Below are 23,687 nucleotides of genomic sequence, written 5' to 3'. Positions count from 1 at the left end.
TGAGGGGTGGCGCGCTCGGGCGGGCGGTGCTGGCCAGCGGCGCCGCGGCGCGCACGGCCGCGTTGCAGGGCGCCGGCGTGGCCGCGCTCGACGCGCTGAACCAGGGCTATCAACTCGCGTTCCTGCTCGGTGCGGCGTTTGCCGCGCTGGCCGGTGGGCTGGGCTTCGTGTGCATGCGCGCTGGCCGGCTTGCCAACAACCCCTCGTCTTCCCAACCCGAAGGAGAACCCGCATGAGCATGTATGTCGATGGTTTCGTGTTGCCGGTGCCCGAGGCCAACCTCGCGGCCTACAAGAAGATGTCGACCAAGGCCGGCAAGATCTGGATGGAGCACGGTGCGCTGCAGTACATCGAGTGCGTGGCCGACGATGTGAAGCCGGGCAAGTCGACGTCGTTTCCGCAGGCGGTGAAGCTGAAGGAGGGCGAAGTGGTGGTGTTCTCGTGGATCGTCTACAAGAACCGCCGCGAGCGCGACCGCATCAACAAGCTGGTGATGGCCGACCCGCGGCTGGCCGACATGATGGACCCGAAGCTGATGCCGTTCGATGGCAAGCGCATGTTCTGGGGTGGCTTCAAGAGCATCGTCGAACTGTGACCACGCCGCTGGCCGCGGCGCTGCAACGCGCGCTCGGCGGCCCGTGGACGGTGCAGGCGCTGGGCGCCAGCGGCTTTTGCAGCACGTGGCGTGCGACGGGCAATGCGCAGCTGTTCGTCAAGACCTTGCCGGCTGCCGATGCCGCGCGGCTGGACGCCGAGGCCGATGGCCTGCGCGCTTTGGCCGCGCAGGGCGGCGTGGCCGTGCCGGCGGTCGCGCACTGTGGTGTCGACGACGGCACGGGCATGTCACTACTCGCCATGCAATGGCTGGATCTGCGCCCGCCGGACGGCGGCTTCGGCCAGCGTCTGGGCGAGGCATTGGGGGCCTTGCATGTGGCTCGGCCCAAAGGCGACGGGTGCTTCGGCTGGGCGCGCGACAACTATCTCGGCGGCACGCTGCAGCGCAACCGGTGGAGCACGCGCGGCGGCCTCAGCGGCTGGCTGGCGTTCTACCGCAGCGAGCGGCTCGAGGCGCTGGTGCCACGCCTGCAGTCGGCCGGTGCGCCGGCCGAGCTGCTGCATGCGGTCGGGGCGGTCGCAGCGGCTTTGCCGCGGTTCTTCGAGGATGGCCACGTGCCGCGCGCGAGCCTGATCCATGGCGATCTGTGGAGCGGCAACTGGGGCATGCGCAAGGATGGCAAGCCGGTGGTCTTCGACCCGGCGGTGTCGGTGTCGGACGCCGAGGCCGAGCTGGCGATGGTGGAGCTGTTCGGCACACCGCCGGTCGGCTTCTGGCCGGCGTGGCAGGCGGTGATGGGCGCGCACGCCGGTTATGCGCGGCGGCGCGGGCTGTACCAGCTGTACCACCTGCTGAACCACGCGCTGCTGTTCGGCGGGGCGTATTTCGGGCAGGCAACGATGCTGGCCCAGCGGCTCTTGCGTTGAGGCCGAAAGGAGATCAACGGTGGGGCTGCGCGCCGCACCGGCGTGATCAGGCGGTAGCCACCCGCAGCGGCACGCGGCGCCGGCCGAAACCCCGCGTGAAGCGGCTGAAGCGGCCGGCGATGGCGGTGCCGCAGTGCGGGCAGCGGCCACGTTCGTCGAGCTCGCAGCGCAATACCTCGTACCAGTCGCGCTCGATCAGCGGCGCCTGGCAGCCTGGGCAGAAGGTGGTGCCCCCGGCGCGGTCGTGCACGTTGCCGGTGTAGACATGGTGCAGCCCCTGCGCCAGGGCGATCTCGCGGGCGCGGGTCAGCGTGGCGGGTGGGGTCGGCGCCACGTCGGTCATCTTGTAGTCGGGGTGGAAGGCGGTGAAGTGCAGCGGCACGTCGGGGCCGAGGTGTTCGGCGATCCACCGGCTCATCGCTTCGAGCTCCTCGCTCGAATCGTTCAGGCCGGGGATCAGCAGCGTCGTGATCTCGAACCAGCAGTCGGTCTCGTGCTTCAGGTACTCGAGCGTCTCGAGCACCGGCGCGAGGTGGGCGCCGGTCTGCTGGAAGTAGAAGGCCTCGGTGAAGCCCTTCAGGTCGACGTTGGCGGCGTCCATGTGGGCGTAGAACTCGTGCCGCGGCTCGGCGTGGATGTAGCCGGCGGTCACGGCCACGGTGTACAGGCCATGCGCATGGCAGGCCTGCGCCACGTCGATCGCGTACTCGGCAAAGATGACCGGGTCGTTGTAGGTGAAGGCGACGCTCTTGCAGCCTGACTCGGCGGCGACCTCGGCAATGCGCTCGGGCGACGCGGCGTCCATCAGCCGGTCCATCTCGCGGCTTTTCGAGATGTCCCAGTTCTGGCAGAACTTGCAGGCCAGGTTGCAGCCGGCGGTGCCGAACGAGAACACGCTGGAGCCAGGGTGGAAGTGGTTCAGCGGCTTCTTCTCGATCGGGTCGATGCAGAAGCCCGAACTGCGGCCATAGGTCGTCAGCACCATCGCATCACCGACCCGTTGGCGTACGAAGCACAGGCCACGCTGGCCCTCGTGCAGCCGGCAATCGCGCGGGCAGAGGTCGCACTGCACGCGGCCGTCGTCGAGCGTGTGCCACCAGCGGCCGGGGTAGGCCTGGCCCTGGTCGGGCGATGGGCTCATGCGCGCTCCCTTGGGCCTGCGGCCCGTCCCTCCAGGAGGGAATGAGCCCTTTCGGGCGACCGGGCAGGGCTCATGCGCTGCCCCCGTAGTGGCGCACCTCGAAGCGCTCCAGGCGCACGTCGTCGTCCCAGAAATGGCTGCGCAAGCCGGCCTTGTGCTTCAGCGCGGCGAGGAACGCGCCGGGCGCCGGCAACTGCTCCCAGACCTGCGGCAGCAGCACGGCGCGCTGGTCGCGCCAGCTCAGCACCAGGCCGTCCTCGCCCGGGCGCATGGCGGCCAATGCCTCAGCCTCGTCGCAGGCGGGCAGCGGCTGCAAGGGCCCGAGCAGCGAGACCTCGATTTGCAGGCCCTGCCATTCATCGGCGGCCAGTGGCGGGAAACGGCTGTCGCGGAAGGCCGCGGCGCAGGCGTTGACGCGCAGCGCATCGCGCAGCAGGTGTTCGGGCTCGAGCCGGCCGACGCAGCCGCGCAGCTCGCCGTCGGCGCTGTGCAGGCTGACGAAGCAGGCCAGCGGCGTGTCGAGCACTGGGTGCGGCGGCTCGTCCATCACGTTCTCGCCCAGGGCCTCGGCAATGGCATTGCGGGCGATGGCGAAGGCGGCGGCGCCAAGGGCGCGCTCGGCCGCGGCGATCGCCTCATCACACGTCTGCGCGCGTTCTGGTTCTGGCTCGGGCGGCGCGTCGAAGGCCAGTGCGGCGTAGCCGACGACGCGGCGGTGGTCGCCGGCGGTGTCGCCCGAGTTGCGCAAGTCGAGCAGGCGTGGGCGCAGGCCGCGCTGCCGGGCCATGAGCAGGGCGCCGTTGAGGGCGCGGGCGCCACAGGCGTCGTCGGGCGCCAGCCCGCCGTCCAGCGCCAGCAGCCGCTCGATGGTGGCTTGGTCGCTGCGCCGGGCTTCGTCGTAGCGCAGGTAGTGCGACAAGTCGCTGCTGATCAGCACCAGCGTCTCGTCGCCTCCCCACAGACGCTCCAGCACTTGCGCCACTTCGCCAGGGCGGGCGTCGCCGACGACCAAGGGCACCAGCGTGAAGCCATCGCCCAGCACCTGCTGGAGGAACGGCAGCTGGACCTCGAGCGAATGTTCCAGCGCGTGCGCGAAGTCGCTGCGCTCGACCTGGGGGAGGTCGTCCAGGCTGGCGAGTGCTTCGGCATCCAGCGGCACTTCGCCCAGCGGGCTGGCAAAGGCATCAACCGTGGGGGCGGCCAGGCCCCGCACCGGCACGCGGTGGGCTGGGCCGAGCAGCACGACGCGGCTGACCTGCCCGTGCCGCGCCGCGGCGGCCAGGGTGGCGTAACCGCTGGCTGCGATGGGACCCGAGTAGATGGTGCCGGCATGCGGGACCACCAGCAGCTTGGGCAGGCGCCCACCCGGCTCCGGCGGCGCGGAGCGGGCCAGGGCAAAGCAGCGCGCTATGTCGTCGCGCAGGGCCTGCGGCTCGGCGGGGTAGAACGAGCCGGCCACGGCAGGGGGGCGGATCGTGGGCATGGCAACAGCAACTCCAACCGGTGAGTGTGGCGCCGGCGCCAGAAGTTCAATCGGCGGGCGCGACAAGGCATCACGCCGCAATGGGTGATCGGCGCCGGTGGTGTCGGCGGCGCACGGTTCGGCTGCGTTAGTCCGGTTCAGTGACCTTCCGTGATCTTCAGCAATGACTCGGCCGGGCCGGCCCCGGCTCATGGGCCGGCCGACGGACACGCGATACTGCCCCCCAATTGACCACGTGCCAACGACCTTCACCGTGCACCGATGCCTGCCCCGCCTGATCCTGCCTGCCGTGCTGCTGGGGGCGACGAGCGCTCACGCCGCGGCCACGGAGGCCGACACGGTGTTCTTCAAACGCGCGGCCTCATGCGTGGCGGTGCTGGAGCGCGATGCGGCGGAGATGGCCGGCCGCTACAAGGCTGGTGAGCGCAGCGTCAAGTCGGGCCTGGTGCGGCTGACGGAGCAGGGCTTTGCGTTCGTTGGCAAGGCTTATCTGCGCGGCCTGCGCAAGCCCGAGGCGGACCGCCTGGTCGACGAGGCGAAGGCGACGCAGAAGACGATGCCGGCCGAAGCGCTGTTGCAGTTGTCCACCGGCTGCCGGGCCGAGGGCGCCAAGCTGTATGCCGACGCCAACGGCTTCGAGCAGATGCTGGTGTCGAACCGCGCCAAGGCTCGGGTCGACAAGCTCCTCGCGCCGAAAAAGTCTTGAGGGCTGCGCCGGGCTTCGGCACGCTCAGCCCGAACGGATAGGTAAGCGGCGTAGCCGACGGCGACTGGGCCTCAGCCCGTCCCCGTTCGGGCTGGGCTTGGTGGAGCCCAGCCCGTTCGCACCGGTCAATTCACGACGAAGACCACCGCCGTACGCGCCGGGATGCTGACCGTGCCGCTGGCCGCATCGAACTGCGCCTCGGCCGCCCGCTTGTCCCCCGCATTCGGCGCGAGGTGCACCGGGTGCAGCTGGAACGCCTGGCCCTTCAAGGCATCGGCCGAGATGCTGTGCGCGACTTTGTCGACGTTGACGAAGTACGCGAGCTTCTGGAAGTTCGCGCCGGGGTAGCCCACGCCGTTCAGCAAGCCGGCGAGCACGGTGGCCTCCTGGCCGGAGCCGGTGTTGAGGAAGGTGAGGCGCGCCTTGATGTCGTCGGCGGTGCGCAGGCGTAGCAGCGTCGAGCTGGCGCGGATCTTCAGCAGGTCGCGGAAGACGTCGCGCGTCCAGCCAATGTCGGTGGCGGTCGGCTTGATCAGCGGGTTCGCGAGGCGCGGCTGGATCATTCCCCACTCGTTGCCGTTGTCGCGCTGCATCGGCAGGCCGACGCCGAAGTTGTTGTCGGTGAACGTCCAGTCGAGCTTGTTGAACCAGTCGCCCGAGTCGTAGCTGTTGCGGTCCATCGACTTGCTTCGCAGCGTGTCCGCACCGGCGTGGAAGTAGGCCACGCCCTGCGAGAAGCTGTTCAGCGCCGCACCCAGCATCTGCACGCGGGCCCGGTCTTCCTTGCTCGTCGCCAGCGGCAGCCGGTAGGCGTTGAGGTCGAAGAAGGTCTGGTTGTCGTGGTTCTCGAAGTAGTTCACCACCTCGGCCGGGTCGATCACCCAGCCGGCCGGGATGCCGCCGACACTGATCTGCTCCAGCGGCAGCGTGGCGTCCCAGTGGGTCGTCAGCGTGTAGCTGCGGATCGAGCCGGCCAGGCCCGCCTTGATCACGTCGCCGAGCCACATCAGGTCGTTCTTCGTCTTGCCGCCGCCCAGGTCGTTCGGGTCGTACCAGAGCCCGTTGACGTAACCCTGGTTGGCGATCAACGCGTTGCCCGAATCGCAGCAGCCGCCGCCACGCACCGCGTCGCGGATCAGCGGGTTGAAGCTGCCGATGCCCGAGCCGTTGAGCGACAGCATCTCGGCCTGCACGAAGCGCTGGCCGTTGGCGACTTCACCGAAGTTCCAGCCTTCGCCGAGCAACTGCACGTCGCGGCCGACGGCCGTCTTGACCTTGGCCTTCAGCTCTTCCATCACCGCACGCGGCTGGTGGCCCATGATGTCGAAGCGGAACGAGCTGACGTGGTAGTCGCGGGCCCAGGTGATGACCGAGTCGATCATCAGCTTGCCCATCATGCGGTTCTCGGTCGCGGTGTTCTCGCAGCAGGTCGAGCGCTCGATGCCGCCCGCTGCGTTGAGCCGGTGGTAGTAGCCGGGCACGACCTTGTCGAGGACGGAGTGGTCGTTCTGGCCCGAGGCGCTGGTGTGGTTGTAGACCACGTCCATGCCGACACGCAGGCCGGCGGCGTTGAGCGCCTTGACCATGCGGCGGAACTCGATGATGCGCGTCGCGCCATTGCCCACCGAGCTGGCGAACGAGCCGTCGGGTGCGGTGAAGTGGTAGGGGTCGTAGCCCCAGTTGAAGCAGTCCTCGCCGGCCGTGGCGGCGACGGTGGCTTGCTGGTCGGGCGAGTCCGGTGCGCCGCTCGGGCTGGGCGTGACGCAGCCCTTCTCGGGCACGCTGGCCAGGTCGAACGCGGGCAGCAGGTGCACGTCGGTCAGGCCGGCCGCGGCGAGCGCCTTCAGGTGCTTCATGCCGTTCGAGTGGCTGTCGGTGAACGCGAGGTACTTGCCGCGGTGGGCCTCGGGCACGGTCAGGTCGTTGGCCGAGAAGTCACGCACGTGCAGCTCGTAGATCGACATGTCCGGCGACACGCTGACCGTCTGCGGCGGCTGGCTCGCGTCCCAGCCGGCGGGCTTGAAGCGCTCGCTGTTCAGGTCGGCCACGTAGCTGCGGCGGCCGTTGCCGGAGAGGCTCAGCGAGTACGGGTCGGTGACGAGGTTGCGCACGACGCCGACACCGCGGGCGAACACGCGCACGCCGAAGCGGTAGTAGGCGCCGGAGAGGTCGCCCGGCTTCGTGAGGCTCCAGATGCCGGTGGCGGCGTCGAAGCTCATCGCTTCGGCGCTGACCGCCGGATCGGCGCCGTTCGGGTACAGGTACAGCGCCGCCTGTTGGGCGGTCGGCGCCCACAGCTTGAAGGTGGTCGTGCCGTTCGCGACCGTCGCGCCGAGATCGGGCACGTCGTAGGCCGCGGCATACAGGTCATCGAGCGCGCCGGCGAGCTGGCCGGTGGTCGCGTTCTGCACCTTGCCGTCGCCGTCTTCCTGCACCAGCACCAGCTGCTTGGTGTGCAGCGAGGGCAGCAGCGCGAGGTCCGCGTCACGAACGGCGAACACCGAGCCGTTGCCGACGTACTTGAAGCGCAGCGCGGCATCCGGCGGCACCTGGCCGGTGAAGGCATCGAGCGTGATGAAGCCATCGGCGCCGCCGACCGGCTGATCCTTCGCCGCCGTGATCTGGCCGGTGGTCGAGTGGTAGAGCTTGACGACGCCACTCGTGTTGACGCGCGGCCACTTGATCAGCTGCTTGGTCAGCCACACGGCGCGTGCATCGGCCGTCGACACCGAGCGCAGATCGGGTGGGGCGATGTAGATCGTCGCGTCCTGCTCGATCAACCAGATCTGGCCGACCTGGTTGGCGATGTTCAGCCCCGCGTAGTCGACGTGGATGTTGTTCGGCCGGCCGTCCTTGTCGTTCTGGTTCGGGGCCATGCCGTGGATGATGAATTCCAACGACGTCTTGCTGGAGTCGTTCTTCGGGTTGACCACCGGGATGTCGAAGACGACCTCGCCGGTGCCGAGCGCGTAGCCCGGCATGTCGCTGAACGCGACCGGTGCGTTCCAGTTCTCGATCGCGACGCCCGGCAGGCGCGCGCTATCGAGCCCGCTGCCGTTCCACAGGTGCAGGCCCCAGGCGGCGTAGTCGTTCGCGTAGCGCAGGTAGTGCACGCGCACGGTCGTGATGTCCGGCGGGCCGCTGTCGAACGGGTTCTTCAGGTAGGTGGTGCCGTCGCCCTCGATGCGCCAGATCTCGTTGGCCTGGCCTTGGACGAGCTGGTAGCTCTGGTCGGCGCCGCCGTGGTCCTTGGTATCGCCCTTGTGGAACAGGTAGCCGACGGTGCCCGTGTCGGCGACCAGCGGCACGTCGTAGATGGCGCCGAAGCTGTCGGTGCCGCTGGCGTTCCAGCCGTTGTTCCAGCCCGGGTCCTGGCCCGCGCCCCAGGTGTGGATCTGCCAGCCGTCGTAGTCGGCTGCTGAGCGGTGGTAGTGCACCTTCAGCGTCGTCGCAGCGGTCTGCGCCTGGGTGTTGCGGCGCGCTTCGGGCACCGCGATGAGCACGGCTTGTGCGTCTTCGCTGTTGGCGGCCGCGAGGCTGGCGTCTTCGGCCGGCGCCTCGCTGGAGGAGCCGCCGCAAGCAGCGACCAACGCGACCAGACCGGCCGCCAACCCGTGCCGCGCCTTGCGCAGCCAACCCCGCCACATCGCATCCATGCCGGTCTCCAAAGACGAACGACGACCGGCCTGTGACATCCAGGCCGGTCCGAGCAGGCGCGATGCTAATGAAGCAAAACTACATTGACGAGTTGGGGCTAACCCGGCGAATTGTGTGTAGTTTTGTTGTAGTTGCTGGTGATATCAGTTGGTCGATGTAGTCGTAATACATACATCAAGGTGCGGTCGAGGGTGCCTTGGGGCGACGCGACTCGACAGAGTAGAAGATCAGGTTGGCTAAGCCGAAGGCCACCGGGATCAACGCCCAGGTGGCGCTTTCGGGGCTCTTGTTGATCGCCAGCGCAATGGCGACGCCCAGGCCGACCAGCAGCCAGATCAGGCCGCGGCGCAGGTAGTCGGCCGTGCCCAGCGTGCGGGCCTCGCGCGAGTCGCCGCCGAAGAAGCCCTCGGGCAGCGGCGGCACTTCCATGCCGCGTTCGATCGCGAGCAGCCGCTCCTTGTGGTGCAGTTCGAAGATGTCGCGCTTCTTGCGGTAGTCGATCCACAGCGCGAGCATGCCGATGCCGACGCCCATGACAATCGCGACGATCGGGATCAGGAAGGGCAGGACATGGCGGAGTTCGGCAACGTCGTTCATGGTGGAGTCTCGAGGTGTGCGTGGTGACGATGCTGTTGATACCGCCGGCTGCCGCGATCGGTTTCAGGCGGCCGTCGAAAAAATCTTGGCGCCCGCCTGAAACCGAACCGTCGGTGCGCGGGTATCAAGCCGGATGCCCCTGGATGCGCTGCCCGCCTTGACGCCGCTACCGACCGATGCGGCGCGGCGCGACGACGACCTGATCGCGCTGCTGGCCAGTGGGCAGCCCGAGCTGGCGTTCGCCCGCCTGGCGCAGCGTTATGCGCCGAAGGTCCACCGCTTGTGTCTGGCGATGCTGCGTGATGCGGCGCGTGCCGAAGACGCCGCCCAGGACAGCTTGCTGCGCGCCTGGCGGTCGCTGGGTGGCTACCAGCCGCAGGCTGGGGCGTTGTCGACCTGGCTGTATGCGATCACGCGCAACCGCTGCCTGACGCTGATCGAGCGCATCGGGCCGGCCACCGCTTCGTTGAGCGACGAGGTGACCGTAGCCGAGGCGATGGCGCTGGCCGCGCCGGACGGCGAATACGACGGTGCGGACGGCCACGCGCTGCTGCGCAGTCTGGTCGAGGCGCTGCCCGAAGCGCAGCGGCTGGCGTTGACGCTTTACTACTACGAAGAGCGCGCGGTCGCCGAGGTGGCGGCGATGCTGGGCCTTCCCGAAGCGACGGTGAAGACGCACCTGCATCGCGGCCGGCAGGCGCTGCGCGGCCGGCTCGCCGAGCGCGGCCTGGCCGACCCGGGGCTGTGGCTGTGAAGGAATGATGTGATGAACGAGCTGCCCCATGACCGACCGGACCACGACCTGGACCGCGCCCTGGACCAGGCGCTCGCCCATTCGCTGCCGGCGCCCGAGTTGCCGGCAGGTTTTCACGCCCGGCTGCAGGCGGCGCTGGCCGACGAAGCGGCCCACGACCTGGCGCGCCAGCGCCGTGAACTGGAGGCCGAGCACGCGCGCCAGCTGGCGCTGCTGCAGCGCGGCTACGTGCGCGTGAAGCGCGACACGCTGGCGATGGTGCTCGCGGTGGCGTTCAGCGCCGGGGCGGTCGTGCACTGGGCGCTGCCGTGGCTGCACGAGACGGCGGGGATCGACCTGTCGGAGCTGGTGCCGCTGATCGCGGTGGTCATTGGCCTGGTGGCTGGCGCGAGTGTCTGGGTTGAGCGCTTCGGCGTGCCGAGCGCGCAGATGCGGGGGTTGATGCGAGGTCTGCTGCGGCGGCGCTGACGGCCGTCAGTCCATCGGCCACGGCAGCTCGCGCGGCAGCTTCAGCGTCGGTGTCGACGCCGTCGGCGCCGCGGCCCCTTCGTCGACCGCCCGCCACCACGACGTGACGCCCTCGACACGGCTCGGCTCGACCGGTTCGCCCAGCCGCGGCATCACCAGCGGTACCTGCAGTGCCGGCGCTTGTGCGAGCAGAGCTTCGGCCGGCTCGTCCCACGGGTGCAGCGCGAGCGCGAAGGTGCCCCAGTGGATCGGCAGGAACGGCCCGCCGCCGAGCAGCTGCCAGGCCTTCAGCGCGTTTGCAGGGCCGAGGTGGATGTCGCCCCACGACGGGTGGAACGCGCCGACCTCGAGCATGATCAGGTCGAAGGGGCCGAGGCGGTCGCGGATGACGTCGTACTCGGTCGTCAGCCCGGTGTCGCCACTGAAGAACACGCGGTGCTTCGCACTGCGGATCACCATCGACGACCACAGCGTCGCGTTGCGGTCTTTCAGGCCGCGGCCGGAGAAGTGCTGCGACGGCGCGGCGGTGACCTGCAGCTCGCCACCGGGCAGCGTGAAGCTCTGCCACCAATCCAGCTCATGGATGCGTTCGGCTGGCACGCCCCAGGCCTCGAGGTGCGCGCCGACGCCAAGCGACGTAATGATCGGCACGCGCGTGTGGCGAGCGAGCGCAACGACTGTCGGGTAGTCGAGGTGGTCGTAGTGGTCGTGCGAGATCACAACGACATCGGGCACCGGCAGCTGCTTCAGCTTGATCGGCATCGGCTGGAAACGCTTCGGGCCGGCAAAGCGCAGCGGTGATGCACGCGGGCCCCACACCGGGTCCGTCAGCACGGTGTAGCCGTCGATCTCGACCAGCACCGTCGAGTGGCCGAGCCAGGTGGCGCGCAGTCCCGTGTCGGCCGGCTGCTGCCACAGTGGCAGCGGGTTGACGCTGGGCAGGTGCTGGCTCGGGGCGCGGCGGTCGCCGCCGCAGAGGAAATCGCCGAGCGAAGGGCGCGGGCCGCGCGTGTCGCGCAGGCCCGGCAACATCGGGTGGATGTTGCGGAAGCCGCCGCCGCGTTCGCCTTCCTGCCACAGCGGTGAGGCGCGCATGCGTTCGAGGCGCAGGCCGCCGCTGCGGTCTGCCCGTTGGCCGAATGTCTTCATGGGTGGCACCGCGAGGCGGAACGCTGGCGGTCGTGAAGCCGGGACCGAGGGATTGTGCGTGAGCAGCCCGTCAAACGCCGGTGCCATCATCGACCGCATGAACGCACCCGACGCCGCGACGCTGAAGCGCTGGCACGTGCACCGCGAGGTGGCGCGCGCCGAAACGCTGGACAAGGCCTTCTACCTCGACCCCGCCGTGCAGGTGCAACAGCGCGAGAGGCTGTTCGCGCGCAGCTGGCAATGGCTCGGTGACCTGGCCGACGTGGCGGAGCCGGGCGCGCTGGTGCCGCGCGAGTTGCTGGCCGGCTGCCTGGACGAGCCGCTACTGCTGGCGCGTGATGCGCAGGGTGCGCTGCGATGCCTCAGCAACGTCTGCACGCACCGCGGCAACCTGCTGGTGCACGAGCCGAAGCAGGGCGCGAAGCAGATCCGCTGCGGCTACCACTCGCGCCGTTTCGAGCTCGACGGCCGGATGGTCTTCATGCCGGAATTCCAGCAGGCGCTCGACTTCCCGCGGCCCTGTGACCACCTGCCGCAGCTGCCGCTGCACGACTGGGGCGGTCAGGCGTTCGTCGCGCTCGGCGAACCGCTGGCTTCGTTCGACGAGGTGTTCGGCCCGCTGCGTGAGCGGCTCGCGTGGCTGCCGCTGCAGGACTTCCAGCCCGACCCGTCGGCCAGCCGCGACTACGAGTTCGACGCGCACTGGGCGTTGTACTGCGAGAACTACCTCGAAGGCCTTCACATCCCGTTCGTGCACCCGGGGCTGACGCAGACGCTGGACCTGGCGCAGTACCGCTACGAGCTGCTACCTTGGGCCAATCTGCAGCTGGCAGTCGCCCGCGAAGACGAACTGGCGTTCGAGCTGCCACCCGAATCACCCGACCACGGCCAGCGTATCGCGGCCTACTACTACTGGGTGTTCCCGAACCTGATGCTGAACTTCTACCCCTGGGGGCTGTCGGTCAACCAGGTGGTGCCGGTCGGCGATCACCGCACCCGCGTGCGCTTCCGCTCGTATGTCTGGAAGCCCGAGCTCCAGGGCGGCGGCGCCGGCGGTGCGCTGGACCAGGTCGAGATGGAAGACGAGGCGGTGGTGATGACGGTGCAGCGTGGGCTGCGCTCTCGTTTCTACCAACGGGGTCGCTATTCGCCGACGCGTGAGCAAGGCGTGCACCATTTTCATCAGCTGATTGCGAAGGCGATGGACCCCGCCTGACACGTTGGGGAAGAGCGGCGGCGAAAGTCTTTCTTCCAGGCCAGGAACTTTCCGGGGGTCTCGTGCCCATCAGGTGAAGCGATTCGCTCTCACCCATGTTGCCCTTCGTGCCCTGGACCATCCGCCCCCGCCCGGCCAAGCCGGAACGCAGCGCCTTGGCCTGGCTCGACCAGGCCTATCGGCAGGAGAGTGACGCGGTCTACCGCTACGCGCTGGCGCTGTGTGGCGACCCGGCGCTCGCGGCTGACGTGACGCACGAAGCATTCGTCGCGCTGGCGCACGAGCCCGAGGCCTTCGACCCGTCGCGTGGCAGCCTGGGCGCCTACCTGGCCGGCATCGCCCGCCATGCACTGCTGGCGGCGTGGCGGCTGCGCGACCGGCATGTGGTGCTGGACGACCCGGCGGACGACGACGATGGTGATGCCGCGTTCCCGTTCGAAACGGCCCCTGACCGCGAAGCGACGCTGATCGGCGAGCAGCGCCTCGATGCGCTGTGGACGGCGGTGCGTGCGCTGCCGTGGCCGTTTCGCGAGGCGCTGGTGCTGGTCGACCTGCAGGAGCGCCCGTACGCCGAAGCGGCCCAGATCGCCGGCATCGAACTGAACACCTTGCGCACGCGGGTCCACCGCGCGCGCCAGCGCCTGGCCCAGGCCCTGCGGCCGGCGACGAGGAGTGAAGCATGAACCCGAACCGCCCATCGCCTGACGCGCCTGATGCACGTGGGCGCGATGCCGCACCGCCCGAGCTGGCCGGCGCGATCGCCCGGTTGCGCATCGACCTGGCTGGTGAACACGCGCCGCCGGCCGTCTGGAACAAGGTCCGCGCGGCGGCGACAGCGCCTGTGGTGCCGTCGCAGAAGACCGCGACCCCGCTGCGGCCGGTGCTGGCCTGGCCGACCGTGACCGCCGGTGCCGCGGTGCTGCTCGGGCTGCTGCTGGTCTGGTGGGTCGGGCCGGGCCGTTCGTCGGCACCCCGCGCACCGACACCGACACCCGAGATCGGCGCCGGGCCGGTCGGCCGCGTGCCGCGCGCCAGCGGCTTCGTGCCGGTCGCGTCGCCCGAACGTTTTGCCGAGCTGTGGCAGGGCGGGGCGCAAGCGGCGCCGGCCTGGGTCGTGCGCACCGAGGTGCCGCGCGAACGCCTGGCCGCGCTCGGCTTGCCCTACGACCCCGCGCGTGCCGGTGAGCCGGTGCACGCCGAACTGTTGATGCACCCGTCCGGCGACGTGCTGGCGGTGCGCCTGACCCGTTGATGACACCCCGCTGAAGGAGAGCTCGATGAACACATTGCCACGCCGCCGCTCGTCGGTGCTCACCGCGGCCTGCCTGCTGGCGCTGGCCGGCGCACCGCTCGCCTCGCAGGCGGCGCAAGAGATGGACATCGACCGCATCGTGCAGACCGCCATGGCCGATGTCGGCGACGCGCTGGACCACGTCGATTTCGACGCCGCCAGCGTCGCGTTCGCCTCCGACGAGATGGGCAGCGAGCGGGTCGTCAAGGGTGCGCCGTACTGCGCCGATGCGGTGCACGAATCAGTGCAGACGCTGACCGATGGCAACCGCATCGTGCGCAAGCAGCAGACGCGGTTGTGCCGCGATGGCGAGGGCCGCACGCGGCAGGAGGTCGACCGCGGCGGCCGCAAGCTCGTCTGGTTGCGCGACCCAGTGGCCAAGCAGGGCTGGTTGCTGGACCCGGAGCGCAAGACGGCGCGCCGGCTCGGCCACTTTGGGCATGTCGGCCATGCCGGCCAGCCGATGTGGTTCAACGACGCGGCGGTGGGTGCCGAGCATGCCGAGCAGTGGCGAGCCTACGCCGACAAGGCGCGCGAACAGGCCAAGGTGATGGCCGAACAGGCGCGCCAGCAGGTGCAGGAGGCGAGGGCGACGCAGGAGCGCCTGCGGGCGGAAGCCAAGTCGTCGCGCACGCCGCAGCCGGCGCAGGTTGCGCAACCTGCGCAGGCGCCGCAACCCGTGCTGATCGCCCGGCCGGCCACCGCGGCCGAAGCCATGGTGACCCCTGGGCAGCCGATGGACATCCAGGTGATGCGGCTGAACAGCAGCGGCCCGTTGCTGGCGCCGGCCCAGCCGGGGGCGGTGATGAACCTGATGCCGCCGCCGCCCCCGCCCGTCGTCCGCTGGCAGGCGCAGCGCGTGGCGCCGCGTGGCCAGGGCGTGCAGAGCTCGCTCGGCAGCAAGGACATCGAAGGTGTGCGCGCGAATGGTGAACGCACGACCTGGACCATCGAGGCCGGCAAGATCGGCAACGAGAAGCCGATCCAGATCGTGCACGAGGTATGGACCTCGCCGGACCTGCTGCTGACGGTGCAGTCGCGCGATGCCGATCCGCGCAGCGCCGAGCGGATCTACCGCCTGACGAACCTGAAGCGCGGCGAGCCGGATGCGGCGCTGATGAAGGTGCCGGCTGACTACGCGGTCAGCAGCGCCATGCCGTCCACACCAGCGATGCCGGTCCCGCGCAAGCCGGGCGGGGCGGGCAGCGCGCCCCGAGGGTGAAGCAGGTGAACTGCCGCCGGGTTCGGCCAGCCAGGTGTTGAGCTTGGTGCCGGCGTTGCAGGGCGCGAGGCCCTCTTCGCGTCAGCGCGGGATGGGCCTCGCGCCGTACAACTGTTCGGCGCGGTTGAGCAAGATCCAGCTGGTCAGGATGTATTTGTCGCCCGAGATCGGCGTGCAGCCACGGTGGGTGTGGGTGAAGTACGCCGGCGCGATCACCATGCGGCCCGCCTTGGGCTGAATCGCGCGCTGCTGGTAGAAGAACTCGGTATGTCCGCCTTCTGCCACGTCGTTCAGGTAGAACATGAACAGCAGCGTGCGGTGCAGTGCTTCGTTGGCCGGGGCCTCGGGAAAGACCTCGCAGTGCCAATAGTTGTAGTTGCCACTGCCGCGGTCGTATTTCTGCGCCTGCACGCCGCCCAGGCGGTACAGCGCGCGCATCAGGTCCTGCGCCTGCGGCTCGGCGACCTTGGCGTAGTTGTCGTGCGTGACCGGCACCGGCTGGCCCGTTTCCGGATCCGCCAGCGTCAGCGCCATCGGGGCGATCAGCGCGAAGTGGTACTTGCGGAAGTACTGCTCGGCGTAGCGGGTCGTGACCTTCAGGATCTGGCCCAGGTCGTCCTTGAACTCGGGACGCTGGTTCAGGTAGAGATCGGTGCTGATCTTCTTCGTCGTGTCGACGCCGCCGCCGGTGCGGCCCGGCACCTTGTGGCGGCTGGCTTCGAAGCGCTCGACGAAGCCTTGGCAGAAGCCGGCATCGAGCGCGTCGTCGTAGACCTCGATGAAATCAGGGGTCATGGGCCTCGGGTCGGGCGGTGGACCGCCGGCAGGGGGCGCCGGTCAAGGCGCCACCGCTGCCGCGGCAACTGCCGCCGCTGCGTCGACCAGCCCGCCGCCGCACCCGCCCTGGCAGTCCATGCTCGGGATCGGGCGTGCGCTGCCCTTGAGCAGCGACTGGATGCGCTCGGGGCTCAAGTTCGGGTTGCGACCCAGCATCAGCGCGATCACGCCGCTGACATGCGGGGCGGCCATCGAGGTGCCTTGCATGTAGGCCAGCACGTCACCAGCCGGGCGCTTCGTGCCGGCATTCAGCAGTGACAGGATGCCGTTCTCGGCCACGTCCTGCATGTCGCCGCCGGGCGCGGCCACGGTGATGCGGCGGCCGTAGTTCGAGTAGTAGGCCTTCTTGCCTTCACGGTCGCTGGCCGCCACCGCCACCACGCCCTGGCAGCCGGCGGGGCTGACGCGGGCGACATCGATGTCGGAGTTGCCGGCTGCGGCCACCACCACCGCACCGGCCTCGCGCACTGCGGTGACCGCGGCCTGGAAGGCCTTGCTGCACGCCGTGACGCTGCCCAGCGACAGGTTGATGACCTTGGCCGGGTGCTGGTTCTTCGGCACCCCGTGCACCGGCAGGCCGGCGGCCCACAGCATGCCGTCGATGATGTCGGAGGTGTAGCCACCGCAGCGGCCGACCACGCGCACCGGCAGCACCCTGGCCTTGGGCGCGATGCCGGTGATGCCGGTGCTGTTGTTGGCGACCGCGGCGATCGTGCCGGCCACATGGGTGCCGTGCCACAGGCTGTCCTTGGCGCCGAGCTGGTCGGCGTGGCACTGGCCGGTGGTGTACCAGCTGCCTTCGTCCCAGGCGAACGGGTCGCGGCCATCGCCGTCGCGGGCGGTGGCGCGGTTGGACACGAAGTCGTAACCCGGCACCAGGTTGGGCATCAGGTCGATGTGCGGGCGCACGCCGCTGTCGACCACCGCCACCACGACGTCCTTGCCCTTGGACATGGCCCAGGCTTCAGGCAGGTTGATGCCGCCGGGGTATTCGGTCAGGTTCCACTGCGCCGAGACATGTTTGTCGTCGGACAGCCCCATCGGGACCATCACGACGTCGGGCTCGACGTAGTCGATCTGGTCGTCGAGCTTGGCGAGCTCGTCGGCCAGGCGCTGCAGCACCGCGGGCGGCAGCACCCGGTCGAGTGCGAGGACATCGCCGCCGCGCGCGAGCTTGCGCAGATGGTTCAGGTTCAGGCCGTACTTGGCCGCCATCGCCCGGGCCTTGGCGACCAGTGCGGGATCGATGTTGCCATCGTCACGAAGCTTGACGATCAGGCCGGCGCTGAAGGTCGGCATGATCTCTTTGCTGACCTTGCCGCTGCGCGTCGCGGCGCCCACCTGCATGGGCAGGGTGGCGCTCAGCAAGGCCAGCAGGCCCGCCAATGCCCACGTGCGGCGGAAAGATCGATTCATGACGAAGCTCCGAACTTTTGGCTGGATATGGCGTGGCGGCCCGAGGATGACGGGCCACTACGCGGTCCGAGCGGTCAAGCAGATCGTATGCCCGACACCCGCCCCAATCCTCAAGGATCTTCAACGGCCCTGAAGGGGGACGATGTCGCAATAATCTCGACACGACCGGAAGGCCCGGATTGTGCGGCCGACGGAATGACACGAATATGGCGTTTACGAGCGCATTTGGTGATTTTCACCACGCGCCATGCTGACCACAGGAGCGGAGTTTGGCCCTGATCTATTTGTTGGAAGACGATCCCGATTGCTCGGCGAGTGTGGAGCAGTGGCTCGCCCGTGCCGGTCATCAGGTCAAGATCTTTGCCCGCCCTCATGAGTTCTTCTACGAGGTAAGCAAGCAGGCACCACGCTGTGCGGTGGTCGACTGGCGCCTGCCCGAAATGGAAGGCATCGACGTCGTGGCGCGACTGCGGCAACTGCTGTCCACCGGCGTTGGCGTGGTCATGCTGACCGGCCTGGATACCGAAGAAAGCGTGGTCCGCGCGTTAAAGGCTGGTGCCGACGATTACATCGTGAAACCAGGTTCCGAGTCGATCGTCGTCGCCCGCATCGACGCGTTGTTGCGACGGATGACGCCGGCCGCGTCGACGCTGACGCAGATCGACCGGCCGCCCTACCTGCTGGACTTCGGCCGCCGCGAGGTGACTGTCGCCGGCCGGGGGGTCGAGCTGGCGCCGCGCGAGTTCGACCTGGCGTGGATCCTGTTCAGCGAACCGGCGCGATTGTTCACCCGGCAGGAGCTGTTGGCCGCCGTGTGGGGGCGCAACCACGAGGCCGGCGTGCACACGGTGGCCCAGCACGTGTACCTGATTCGTCGCAAGTTGGCGCTCACTGAGCACGGTTTTCGGCTGAACGCCGTCTACGGAACGGGCTATCGCCTGGAGCTGCCGTCGACCAAAGAGCCGGCCTGAATCTCGCCCGACCCGCCGAGCCGATCATGTCCGTCGAGGCTCCGCAGACTTACACCGTCAGCTACGACTGGCAGGACCAGCCGGTCGGGTCGGTGTTGCCGGCATTTGACGCGGCAGTGGCCGAAGCCCAGCAACAGGGCAACGCGCTGGCTTTGGCGCAGGCGCTGACCGCCCAAGGTGCGGCGCGCGGCGCATTGGGGCGTACCGACGCCGAAGAGGCGCTGCAACGCGCCGAGGCCGAAGCCCGGCGGTCCGGTGATGCGACCCTGATCTTCCAATGCATGTTGGCGCAGGCCCGCCACGACGCCGATTGCAGCCGGCACGCGCGGGCGCTGGCCGTTTGCCGGCAGTTGGCCGAGCAGGCGCGCGTGCAGGGACGCTCGGCGATGGTGCGCCAGGCCCTGTTCGCGACCGGCACCAGCCTGTGCCACCTGGGCGAGCATGACCGGGCGTTGGAATCGTTCGAAGAGGCTCGCATGCTGCTGCGCGCCCATCCGTCGTCGCTGGCCGAGGGCGACCACCGGGTGGCGATGGGCCGTTATGCCGCCGCCCAGGCCCAAGCCTGGCTGATGCGCGGTGGCCTGTTGCTGGAGGCCAGCGGCGGCGATGCCGCGGCGGAGGCCTTGCAGCGCGCCCGCCAGCTGGGCGAACAGGCCTGTGCCCTGTTGTTGGGCACGCCCCCGCGTTTCAGCCACGTGGCCATGTTCGGCCTGGTGCGTGCGTTGCTCGAGGCTGGCCGGGGCGACGAGGCGCGCGGCTGGGTCGAACGTGTCGAGTCGCACGATCCGTCGCCGGCGGCGGCCGGCACGCTGGCGCTGGCGCACAAACGCCTCAGCCAGGCCATGATCGAACTGCGCATGCCGCATGGTGATGCCCGCCGTGTGCTGGGCTGGCTGCGCGAGGTCGAGGCGATCCGCCATCCGCGCGTGGCCGGCGGCGACCTGCGCCTGTCGCTGCTGCGCTGCCTGTTCGAGGCCCATGAGCAGGCCGGCCAGTTCGCGCAGGCGCTGGACCACCAGCGCTTGTGGGCCCAGACCAAGGCACGCCTGCGGACCCAGCTGGCGCGCGAGCACGGCCGCTGGACCGACGAGACACTGGCGTCGATGCGCGCCGAGGCTGTCCATTTCGTCACCAATGAACTGCGCCAGCCGCTGGTGCAGGCGGTACAGCTGCTGCGCCCGCTGGCCGCGGACGATGAGGTGGACGAAGCGCGGGTCGGCATCCGACGCGCCGAGCACAGCGTGCGGCGGGCCATCGACATCGCGGACCAGTATTTGGGCGTGATGCGGGCCGAGCACCTGCGCCAGGAGGACCTGCAGGCTATCGACCTGGCCACCGTGGTGGACGACACCTGCGAGCAGATGGCGCCGCCGGCCAACTCGTGCGTCAGCCTGACGCGCGATGTCCAGCGCCCGATCGTCGCGCGCGGCGACAGGCTGCTGCTGATGCGCGCGCTGGGCAACCTGTTGAGCAACGCCTTCAAGCACGCACCGCCCGGCAGCGCAGTGCGGGTGCAGCTCGCGCGCCGGCCGTCTGGCGTCTGGCTGACGGTGGCCGACGCGGGCCCGGGCCTGCCGCTGGACATGCGCGTGCGGCTGTTCCAGCGCTTTGCGAGCGGCGCGGTGCGCAACGGCAACGGGCTGGGCCTGGCGATGGTGGCGCGCGCCGCGCGGGTGCACCAGGCGCGCATTCTGGTCGACAGCGAGCCGGGCCAAGGCACGGCGGTCAGCCTGGTGTTGGGAGCCCCAGACCTTGAGCCATGACCCGAGCCTGACCCCTGCGAACGAGATCGCCGGCGACAGCGACGCCAGCTCCGAGACCTTCTTCCAGCGCAACCAGGTGCTGCTGGCGACGCGTGCGGCCGACGCACTGAACGTCGGCCGTGAGGCCGAGGCCCGGGCGCGCGACGCAGGCGACGGCCTGGGCATTGTTCGCGCCTTGCTGCTGCAGGGCATGGCGCAGGACGCGCTGGGCCATGCCGAACGCGACGCGACGCTGGCGCTGGCACTGCAGCAGGCCGAGGCGATCGGCGAACCGGTGACGCTGATCCGCGCGGTCAACAGCCAGATCGTGGTCGATATTCACCGTGGCCGTTATGCCGATGCCCTGTGGCGTGGTCAGTCGATGCTGGGCATGGCGCACGCGCTGCGTCGCAACGACCTGCTGCTGCGACTGACGATGAACCTGGGCACCGCGCTGGGCCTGATCGGCGAGCATGAGCTGGCGATCTCGATGTTCAACGAGTGCCTGGGGCTGCTGGCCGGTGACGATGCCGGCGTGCGCCAGCAGCGGGTGCGCATCGTGAACAACATGGCCTGGGCGTGGCTGGGCGTGGCGCGAGCCGCGGCAGAAGAGCGGCCGGATGGCGCATTGGCGGCGCTGGCAAGCGCGAAACAGCTGGCCCAGCAGGCCTGCGACGGTGCGCTCGCCGAAGCCCATGGCGCCCTGCGCGCCGGCTCGCTCGACACGCTGGTCGGCGTGCTGCTCGAGATGGGCGAAGAGGCCGAGGCGCTGACGTGGGTCGAGAAGGTCGAGCGGCAAAGCGAGGCGATGCTGCAGCCGCACACGATTGCCTGGGGCACCAGCACGCTGGCGCGCTGTCGGGTCGAGGTGGCGCATGCCGATGTCGATTTGGCCGCTGTCGAGCGGCGGCTGCGCGAGATCGAGGCTTTGCCGGGCTCGCGCTTTCGCACTGGCGAACTGCACGCCAGCCTGTGCCTGTGCCTGTCCGAGGTCCTGTCGCGCCTGGGCCAGCACCAGGAGGCGCTGCGCTACCACCGGCAGTGGATGCAGTTCGAAGCGCGCACCCAAAGCCTGCTCGCGCGTGAGCACGCGATGGCGGTACACCGGACGATGGAGTCGCTGTGGGGCGAGACCGAAGAGTTCATCACCCACGACCTGCGCAACCCGCTGGGTGCGGCGCTGGTGCAGATCGACTCGATCACGCCGCGCATGCTGGACGAGCGCAGTCAGGCTCCGCTCGGCGACGCCCGGCGGCATGTGCGCCAAGCCTTCGAGACCGCCGACCACTACCTGGCCATCGTGCGGGCGCGCAACCTGCGCCGCGCGAGCCTGAGCATGGTCGATCTGGCCGAGCTGGTCGACGATGTCGGCGAGCGTCTGGCGCCGCCGGCCAGTGCTGCCGTCCGGCTGGAGCGTGACGTCGAATGGGGGTTGGAGATTCGCGGCGACCGCATCTCGCTGCTGATGGCGCTCGACCAGTTGCTGCGCATGGCGCTGAACGGCACACCACCGGGCGGCACGGTCAACTGGACGCTGAGGGCGGATCAGGCCTATGCGGTGCTGGCGGTCGAAGGCGGCGCGATGGCTTGGGCACCGCACGGGGCCTGGCGGGCCTTTGCCGCCACCGGATCGGGCGACCGGCGCGACATGGCTTCGGCGATGTTGACGCGGGTGGCGCAGCTGCACGACTCGCGCATCGAGCCGGTGAGCGGATTGGCGGATGGGGCGCGCATCGAGTGGCGTTTCCCGCTCGTGGAATAGGGCACCCGGCGCTGGGATACTGGCACCACCCACCGAGTGGGTGCGCCGCCGCTTCGCAGCGGCCGTGCGCTGGCCGCGCCCCGAGTTCGCCGTCGCAGCTCAGCTCACTGCACCACGCACAGCGATTCGAGCGGGACCGGCCGGCCGAAGAGGTAGCCCTGGTACAGGCCGCAGCCGAGGTCGCTCAGCATCTCGCGCTGCTCGGGGGTTTCGACGCCCTCGGCGACCAGCTCGAGGGCCAAGTCGCGCGCCAGGGCGATCACGGTGCGCACGAGCGCCGCTTCGCGCGGATCGGTCAGCATGTTGCGCACGAAGATCCGGTCGATCTTCAGCTGCGACAGCGGCAGGTGCTTCAGGTAGCTCAAGGACGAGTAGCCGATGCCGAAGTCGTCCAGGCTCAGGCGCACGCCCAGCTCGCGCAGCGCCTGCATGTGAGCCTGCACGCTGGGCATGTCGGAGATGATCACGTTCTCGGTGACCTCCAGCTTCAACAGGCTGGGTGACACGCCGGCGGTCTGCAGCGCCAGTCGCACGTCTTCGACGAAGGTCGGGTGCTGGAACTGGTGCGGGCTGACGTTGACCGACAGCGTCAGGTGCTTGGTCGCCGGGTCCTGCGACCACCAGGCCAGCACCGCGCAGGCGTCACGGATCACGGCGCGGCCGATCGGCACGATCAGCCCCGATTCCTCGGCCAGCGGGATGAAGCGCGACGGGTCGATCGTGCCCAGTTCGGGCGACTCCCAGCGCAGCAGCGCCTCGGCACCGACGACGCGGCCGGCGCGGTCGACTTGCGGCTGGTAATGCAGGCGGAACTCTTGCGCCGGCACCGCGCTGCGCAGGGCGGTCAGCAGGCGCGCCCGCTCGTCGTGTTCGGCTTTCATCGACGGCTCGAACACACGCACGCAGTCACGCCCCGCGCGCTTGGCGCGGCGCAGCGCCAGGTCGGCTTCGCGCAAGGCCTGCTCGATCGGCTTGTCGGCGGTCAGCCAAGTGGCGCCAGCGCTGGCGGTCAGGTGCAGTTCGCCGCCATGGCCGAAGAAGGGCCGGCGCAATCGGTGCAGCAGCGCCTCGCCCAGGCCCAGCAGCGCAGGGTCGTCGGCGCGCAGCGGTTGAGCCGGCGACAGCAGTGCGAACTCGTCATTGCCCAGGCGGGCGATCAGCGCCGGTGGGTCGAAGGCCTCGACCAGGCGGCTGCCGGCTTCGTGCAGCCAGAGGTCACCGATCTCGTGACCCAGGCTGTCATTCAAGGCCCGCAGCCGGTCCAGCCCGAGCAGCAGCAGCGCCTGCGGGGCGGCCGCGCTGCCACGGCGCTGTCGCTCGGCGTCTCTTTCTCGCTGCACGTCTGCCAGGAACTCGGCCCGGGTCGGCAGGCCGGTCACGCGGTCGAGCGTCGAAGCCCCGGCGTCTTTCAGCGCCGGGTGGCGGGACAAGGCCAACGGCCCGGCCAGGCCGCCGACGGCTGCGCCCAGCACCGCGCCGAGAACCGCGGCGCCCACCCCGACCGGCCCGCTGCCGCTGAGCATGGCCGCGTGAAGTGCCAGGCTGGCAGCGGCACCGACGCCCGCGCCCGCCGCACTGCCCAGGCCGGCGACGGCCCCGGAGCGCCAGAGGAACACGCGCTCACTCACAGGCGCCGCGGATGGTGTCGAGGAATCAACCAGGCCGGCCTCCTCGGGCGGCAAGGCGGCAGGGAACAGGGGATCAGGGGCAGCCAAGGGAGTGGTCGGGTTCACGGCGCAAGACGCGAATGCACGTCGAAAGACCGTCGACCGACAAAGGCGCCGAGCGCGCTC

General features: G+C 69.7%; 20 protein-coding genes and 1 pseudogene. 13 read left to right on the top strand and 8 right to left on the bottom strand.

Annotation, left to right across the window (positions count from 1 at the left end):
- From VFY73_RS23470 to VFY73_RS23460, 3 genes and pseudogenes are all read left to right on the top strand, one after another.
- A pseudogene (locus VFY73_RS23470) lies at nt 1–236 on the top strand (MFS transporter); the annotation flags it as partial.
- Nucleotides 233–595 (top strand): DUF1428 domain-containing protein, encoded by a 363-nt coding sequence (locus VFY73_RS23465; protein WP_329723362.1) that lies wholly within the window; start codon nt 233–235, stop codon nt 593–595. The pseudogene VFY73_RS23470 and the gene VFY73_RS23465, both read left to right, overlap by 4 nt.
- On the top strand, nt 592–1,482 hold the full coding sequence (locus VFY73_RS23460; RefSeq protein WP_329723360.1) for a fructosamine kinase family protein: 891 nt from the start codon (nt 592–594) through the stop codon (nt 1,480–1,482). The genes VFY73_RS23465 and VFY73_RS23460 overlap by 4 nt, the downstream gene beginning before the upstream one ends.
- A 46-nt stretch (nt 1,483–1,528) precedes the next feature.
- Here VFY73_RS23460 and amrS read toward each other — a convergent pair whose 3' ends face one another.
- Together amrS and amrB are read right to left on the bottom strand one after the other, a co-directional pair.
- Nucleotides 1,529–2,623, bottom strand: coding sequence for an AmmeMemoRadiSam system radical SAM enzyme (gene amrS / locus VFY73_RS23455; RefSeq protein WP_329723358.1), 1,095 nt, complete (start codon nt 2,621–2,623; stop codon nt 1,529–1,531).
- Between the two features lie 70 nt (nt 2,624–2,693).
- Nucleotides 2,694–4,106, bottom strand: coding sequence for an AmmeMemoRadiSam system protein B (amrB, locus tag VFY73_RS23450; RefSeq protein ID WP_329723356.1), 1,413 nt, complete (start codon nt 4,104–4,106; stop codon nt 2,694–2,696).
- A 235-nt stretch (nt 4,107–4,341) separates the two neighbouring features.
- On the opposite strand from amrB, the gene VFY73_RS23445 reads away from it, so the two are divergent.
- A complete protein-coding gene (locus VFY73_RS23445) occupies nt 4,342–4,812 on the top strand; it encodes a hypothetical protein (RefSeq protein ID WP_329723354.1) in 471 nt (156 codons plus the stop codon).
- 125 nt (nt 4,813–4,937) lie between these two features.
- Here VFY73_RS23445 and VFY73_RS23440 read toward each other — a convergent pair whose 3' ends face one another.
- Nucleotides 4,938–8,468: an alpha-1,6-glucosidase domain-containing protein gene (locus VFY73_RS23440; RefSeq protein ID WP_329723352.1), complete on the bottom strand. Its 3,531-nt coding sequence runs from the start codon at nt 8,466–8,468 to the stop codon at nt 4,938–4,940.
- Nucleotides 8,469–8,643: 175 nt separating this feature from the next.
- Nucleotides 8,644–9,066, bottom strand: a complete 423-nt coding sequence (locus VFY73_RS23435) for a DUF6249 domain-containing protein (RefSeq protein ID WP_329723350.1) — start codon at nt 9,064–9,066, stop codon at nt 8,644–8,646.
- Between the two features lie 133 nt (nt 9,067–9,199).
- On the opposite strand from VFY73_RS23435, the gene VFY73_RS23430 reads away from it, so the two are divergent.
- Nucleotides 9,200–9,820, top strand: a complete 621-nt coding sequence (locus VFY73_RS23430; RefSeq protein ID WP_329723348.1) for an RNA polymerase sigma factor — start codon at nt 9,200–9,202, stop codon at nt 9,818–9,820.
- Between the two features lie 12 nt (nt 9,821–9,832).
- Nucleotides 9,833–10,288, top strand: a complete 456-nt coding sequence (locus VFY73_RS23425) for a hypothetical protein (RefSeq protein ID WP_329723347.1) — start codon at nt 9,833–9,835, stop codon at nt 10,286–10,288.
- 6 nt (nt 10,289–10,294) lie between these two features.
- On the opposite strand, the gene VFY73_RS23420 is transcribed toward VFY73_RS23425, so the two are convergent.
- Nucleotides 10,295–11,437 carry an MBL fold metallo-hydrolase gene (locus VFY73_RS23420; RefSeq protein ID WP_329723345.1) on the bottom strand — a complete coding sequence of 381 codons (1,143 nt, stop codon included), beginning with the start codon at nt 11,435–11,437 and terminating at the stop codon, nt 10,295–10,297.
- A gap of 58 nt (nt 11,438–11,495) precedes the next feature.
- On the opposite strand from VFY73_RS23420, the gene VFY73_RS23415 reads away from it, so the two are divergent.
- The 4 genes from VFY73_RS23415 to VFY73_RS23400 all read left to right on the top strand — a co-directional run bounded on the left by VFY73_RS23415 (nt 11,496) and on the right by VFY73_RS23400 (nt 15,166).
- Nucleotides 11,496–12,653, top strand: a complete 1,158-nt coding sequence (locus tag VFY73_RS23415) for an aromatic ring-hydroxylating dioxygenase subunit alpha (RefSeq protein ID WP_329723343.1) — start codon at nt 11,496–11,498, stop codon at nt 12,651–12,653.
- 95 nt (nt 12,654–12,748) lie between these two features.
- Entirely contained in the window at nt 12,749–13,336 is a 588-nt protein-coding gene (locus tag VFY73_RS23410) for an RNA polymerase sigma factor (protein WP_329723341.1), read from the top strand.
- Nucleotides 13,333–13,905, top strand: a complete 573-nt coding sequence (locus VFY73_RS23405) for a hypothetical protein (RefSeq protein WP_329723339.1) — start codon at nt 13,333–13,335, stop codon at nt 13,903–13,905. The genes VFY73_RS23410 and VFY73_RS23405 overlap by 4 nt, the downstream gene beginning before the upstream one ends.
- 25 nt (nt 13,906–13,930) lie before the next feature.
- Nucleotides 13,931–15,166, top strand: coding sequence for a hypothetical protein (locus VFY73_RS23400; RefSeq protein ID WP_329723337.1), 1,236 nt, complete (start codon nt 13,931–13,933; stop codon nt 15,164–15,166).
- A gap of 81 nt (nt 15,167–15,247) precedes the next feature.
- Here VFY73_RS23400 and VFY73_RS23395 read toward each other — a convergent pair whose 3' ends face one another.
- Nucleotides 15,248–15,961 (bottom strand): 2OG-Fe(II) oxygenase, encoded by a 714-nt coding sequence (locus tag VFY73_RS23395; RefSeq protein ID WP_329723335.1) that lies wholly within the window; start codon nt 15,959–15,961, stop codon nt 15,248–15,250.
- A 42-nt stretch (nt 15,962–16,003) separates the two neighbouring features.
- The gene (locus tag VFY73_RS23390; RefSeq protein WP_329723333.1) at nt 16,004–17,419 is read right to left on the bottom strand and encodes a S8 family peptidase; all 1,416 of its coding nucleotides are present in this window, start codon (nt 17,417–17,419) and stop codon (nt 16,004–16,006) included.
- Between the two features lie 269 nt (nt 17,420–17,688).
- On the opposite strand from VFY73_RS23390, the gene VFY73_RS23385 reads away from it, so the two are divergent.
- The 3 genes from VFY73_RS23385 to VFY73_RS23375 are packed head-to-tail and all read left to right on the top strand — an operon-like array spanning nt 17,689 to nt 21,894.
- The gene (locus VFY73_RS23385; RefSeq protein WP_329723331.1) at nt 17,689–18,390 is read left to right on the top strand and encodes a response regulator transcription factor; all 702 of its coding nucleotides are present in this window, start codon (nt 17,689–17,691) and stop codon (nt 18,388–18,390) included.
- Nucleotides 18,391–18,416: 26 nt separating this feature from the next.
- On the top strand, nt 18,417–20,153 hold the full coding sequence (locus tag VFY73_RS23380; RefSeq protein ID WP_329723329.1) for a HAMP domain-containing sensor histidine kinase: 1,737 nt from the start codon (nt 18,417–18,419) through the stop codon (nt 20,151–20,153).
- Nucleotides 20,143–21,894 carry a hypothetical protein gene (locus VFY73_RS23375; protein ID WP_329723327.1) on the top strand — a complete coding sequence of 584 codons (1,752 nt, stop codon included), beginning with the start codon at nt 20,143–20,145 and terminating at the stop codon, nt 21,892–21,894. The genes VFY73_RS23380 and VFY73_RS23375 overlap by 11 nt, the downstream gene beginning before the upstream one ends.
- Before the next feature lie 104 nt (nt 21,895–21,998).
- Here VFY73_RS23375 and VFY73_RS23370 read toward each other — a convergent pair whose 3' ends face one another.
- The gene (locus tag VFY73_RS23370; protein WP_329723325.1) at nt 21,999–23,609 is read right to left on the bottom strand and encodes a bifunctional diguanylate cyclase/phosphodiesterase; all 1,611 of its coding nucleotides are present in this window, start codon (nt 23,607–23,609) and stop codon (nt 21,999–22,001) included.
- Between the last annotated feature and the right edge of the window lie 78 nt (nt 23,610–23,687).

The sequence above is a fragment of the Ideonella sp. genome (assembly GCF_036277275.1).
In the GTDB taxonomy this organism is placed as follows: Bacteria; Pseudomonadota; Gammaproteobacteria; order Burkholderiales; family Burkholderiaceae_C; genus Ideonella.
This window is presented reverse-complemented; position numbering and strand designations above follow the sequence as displayed.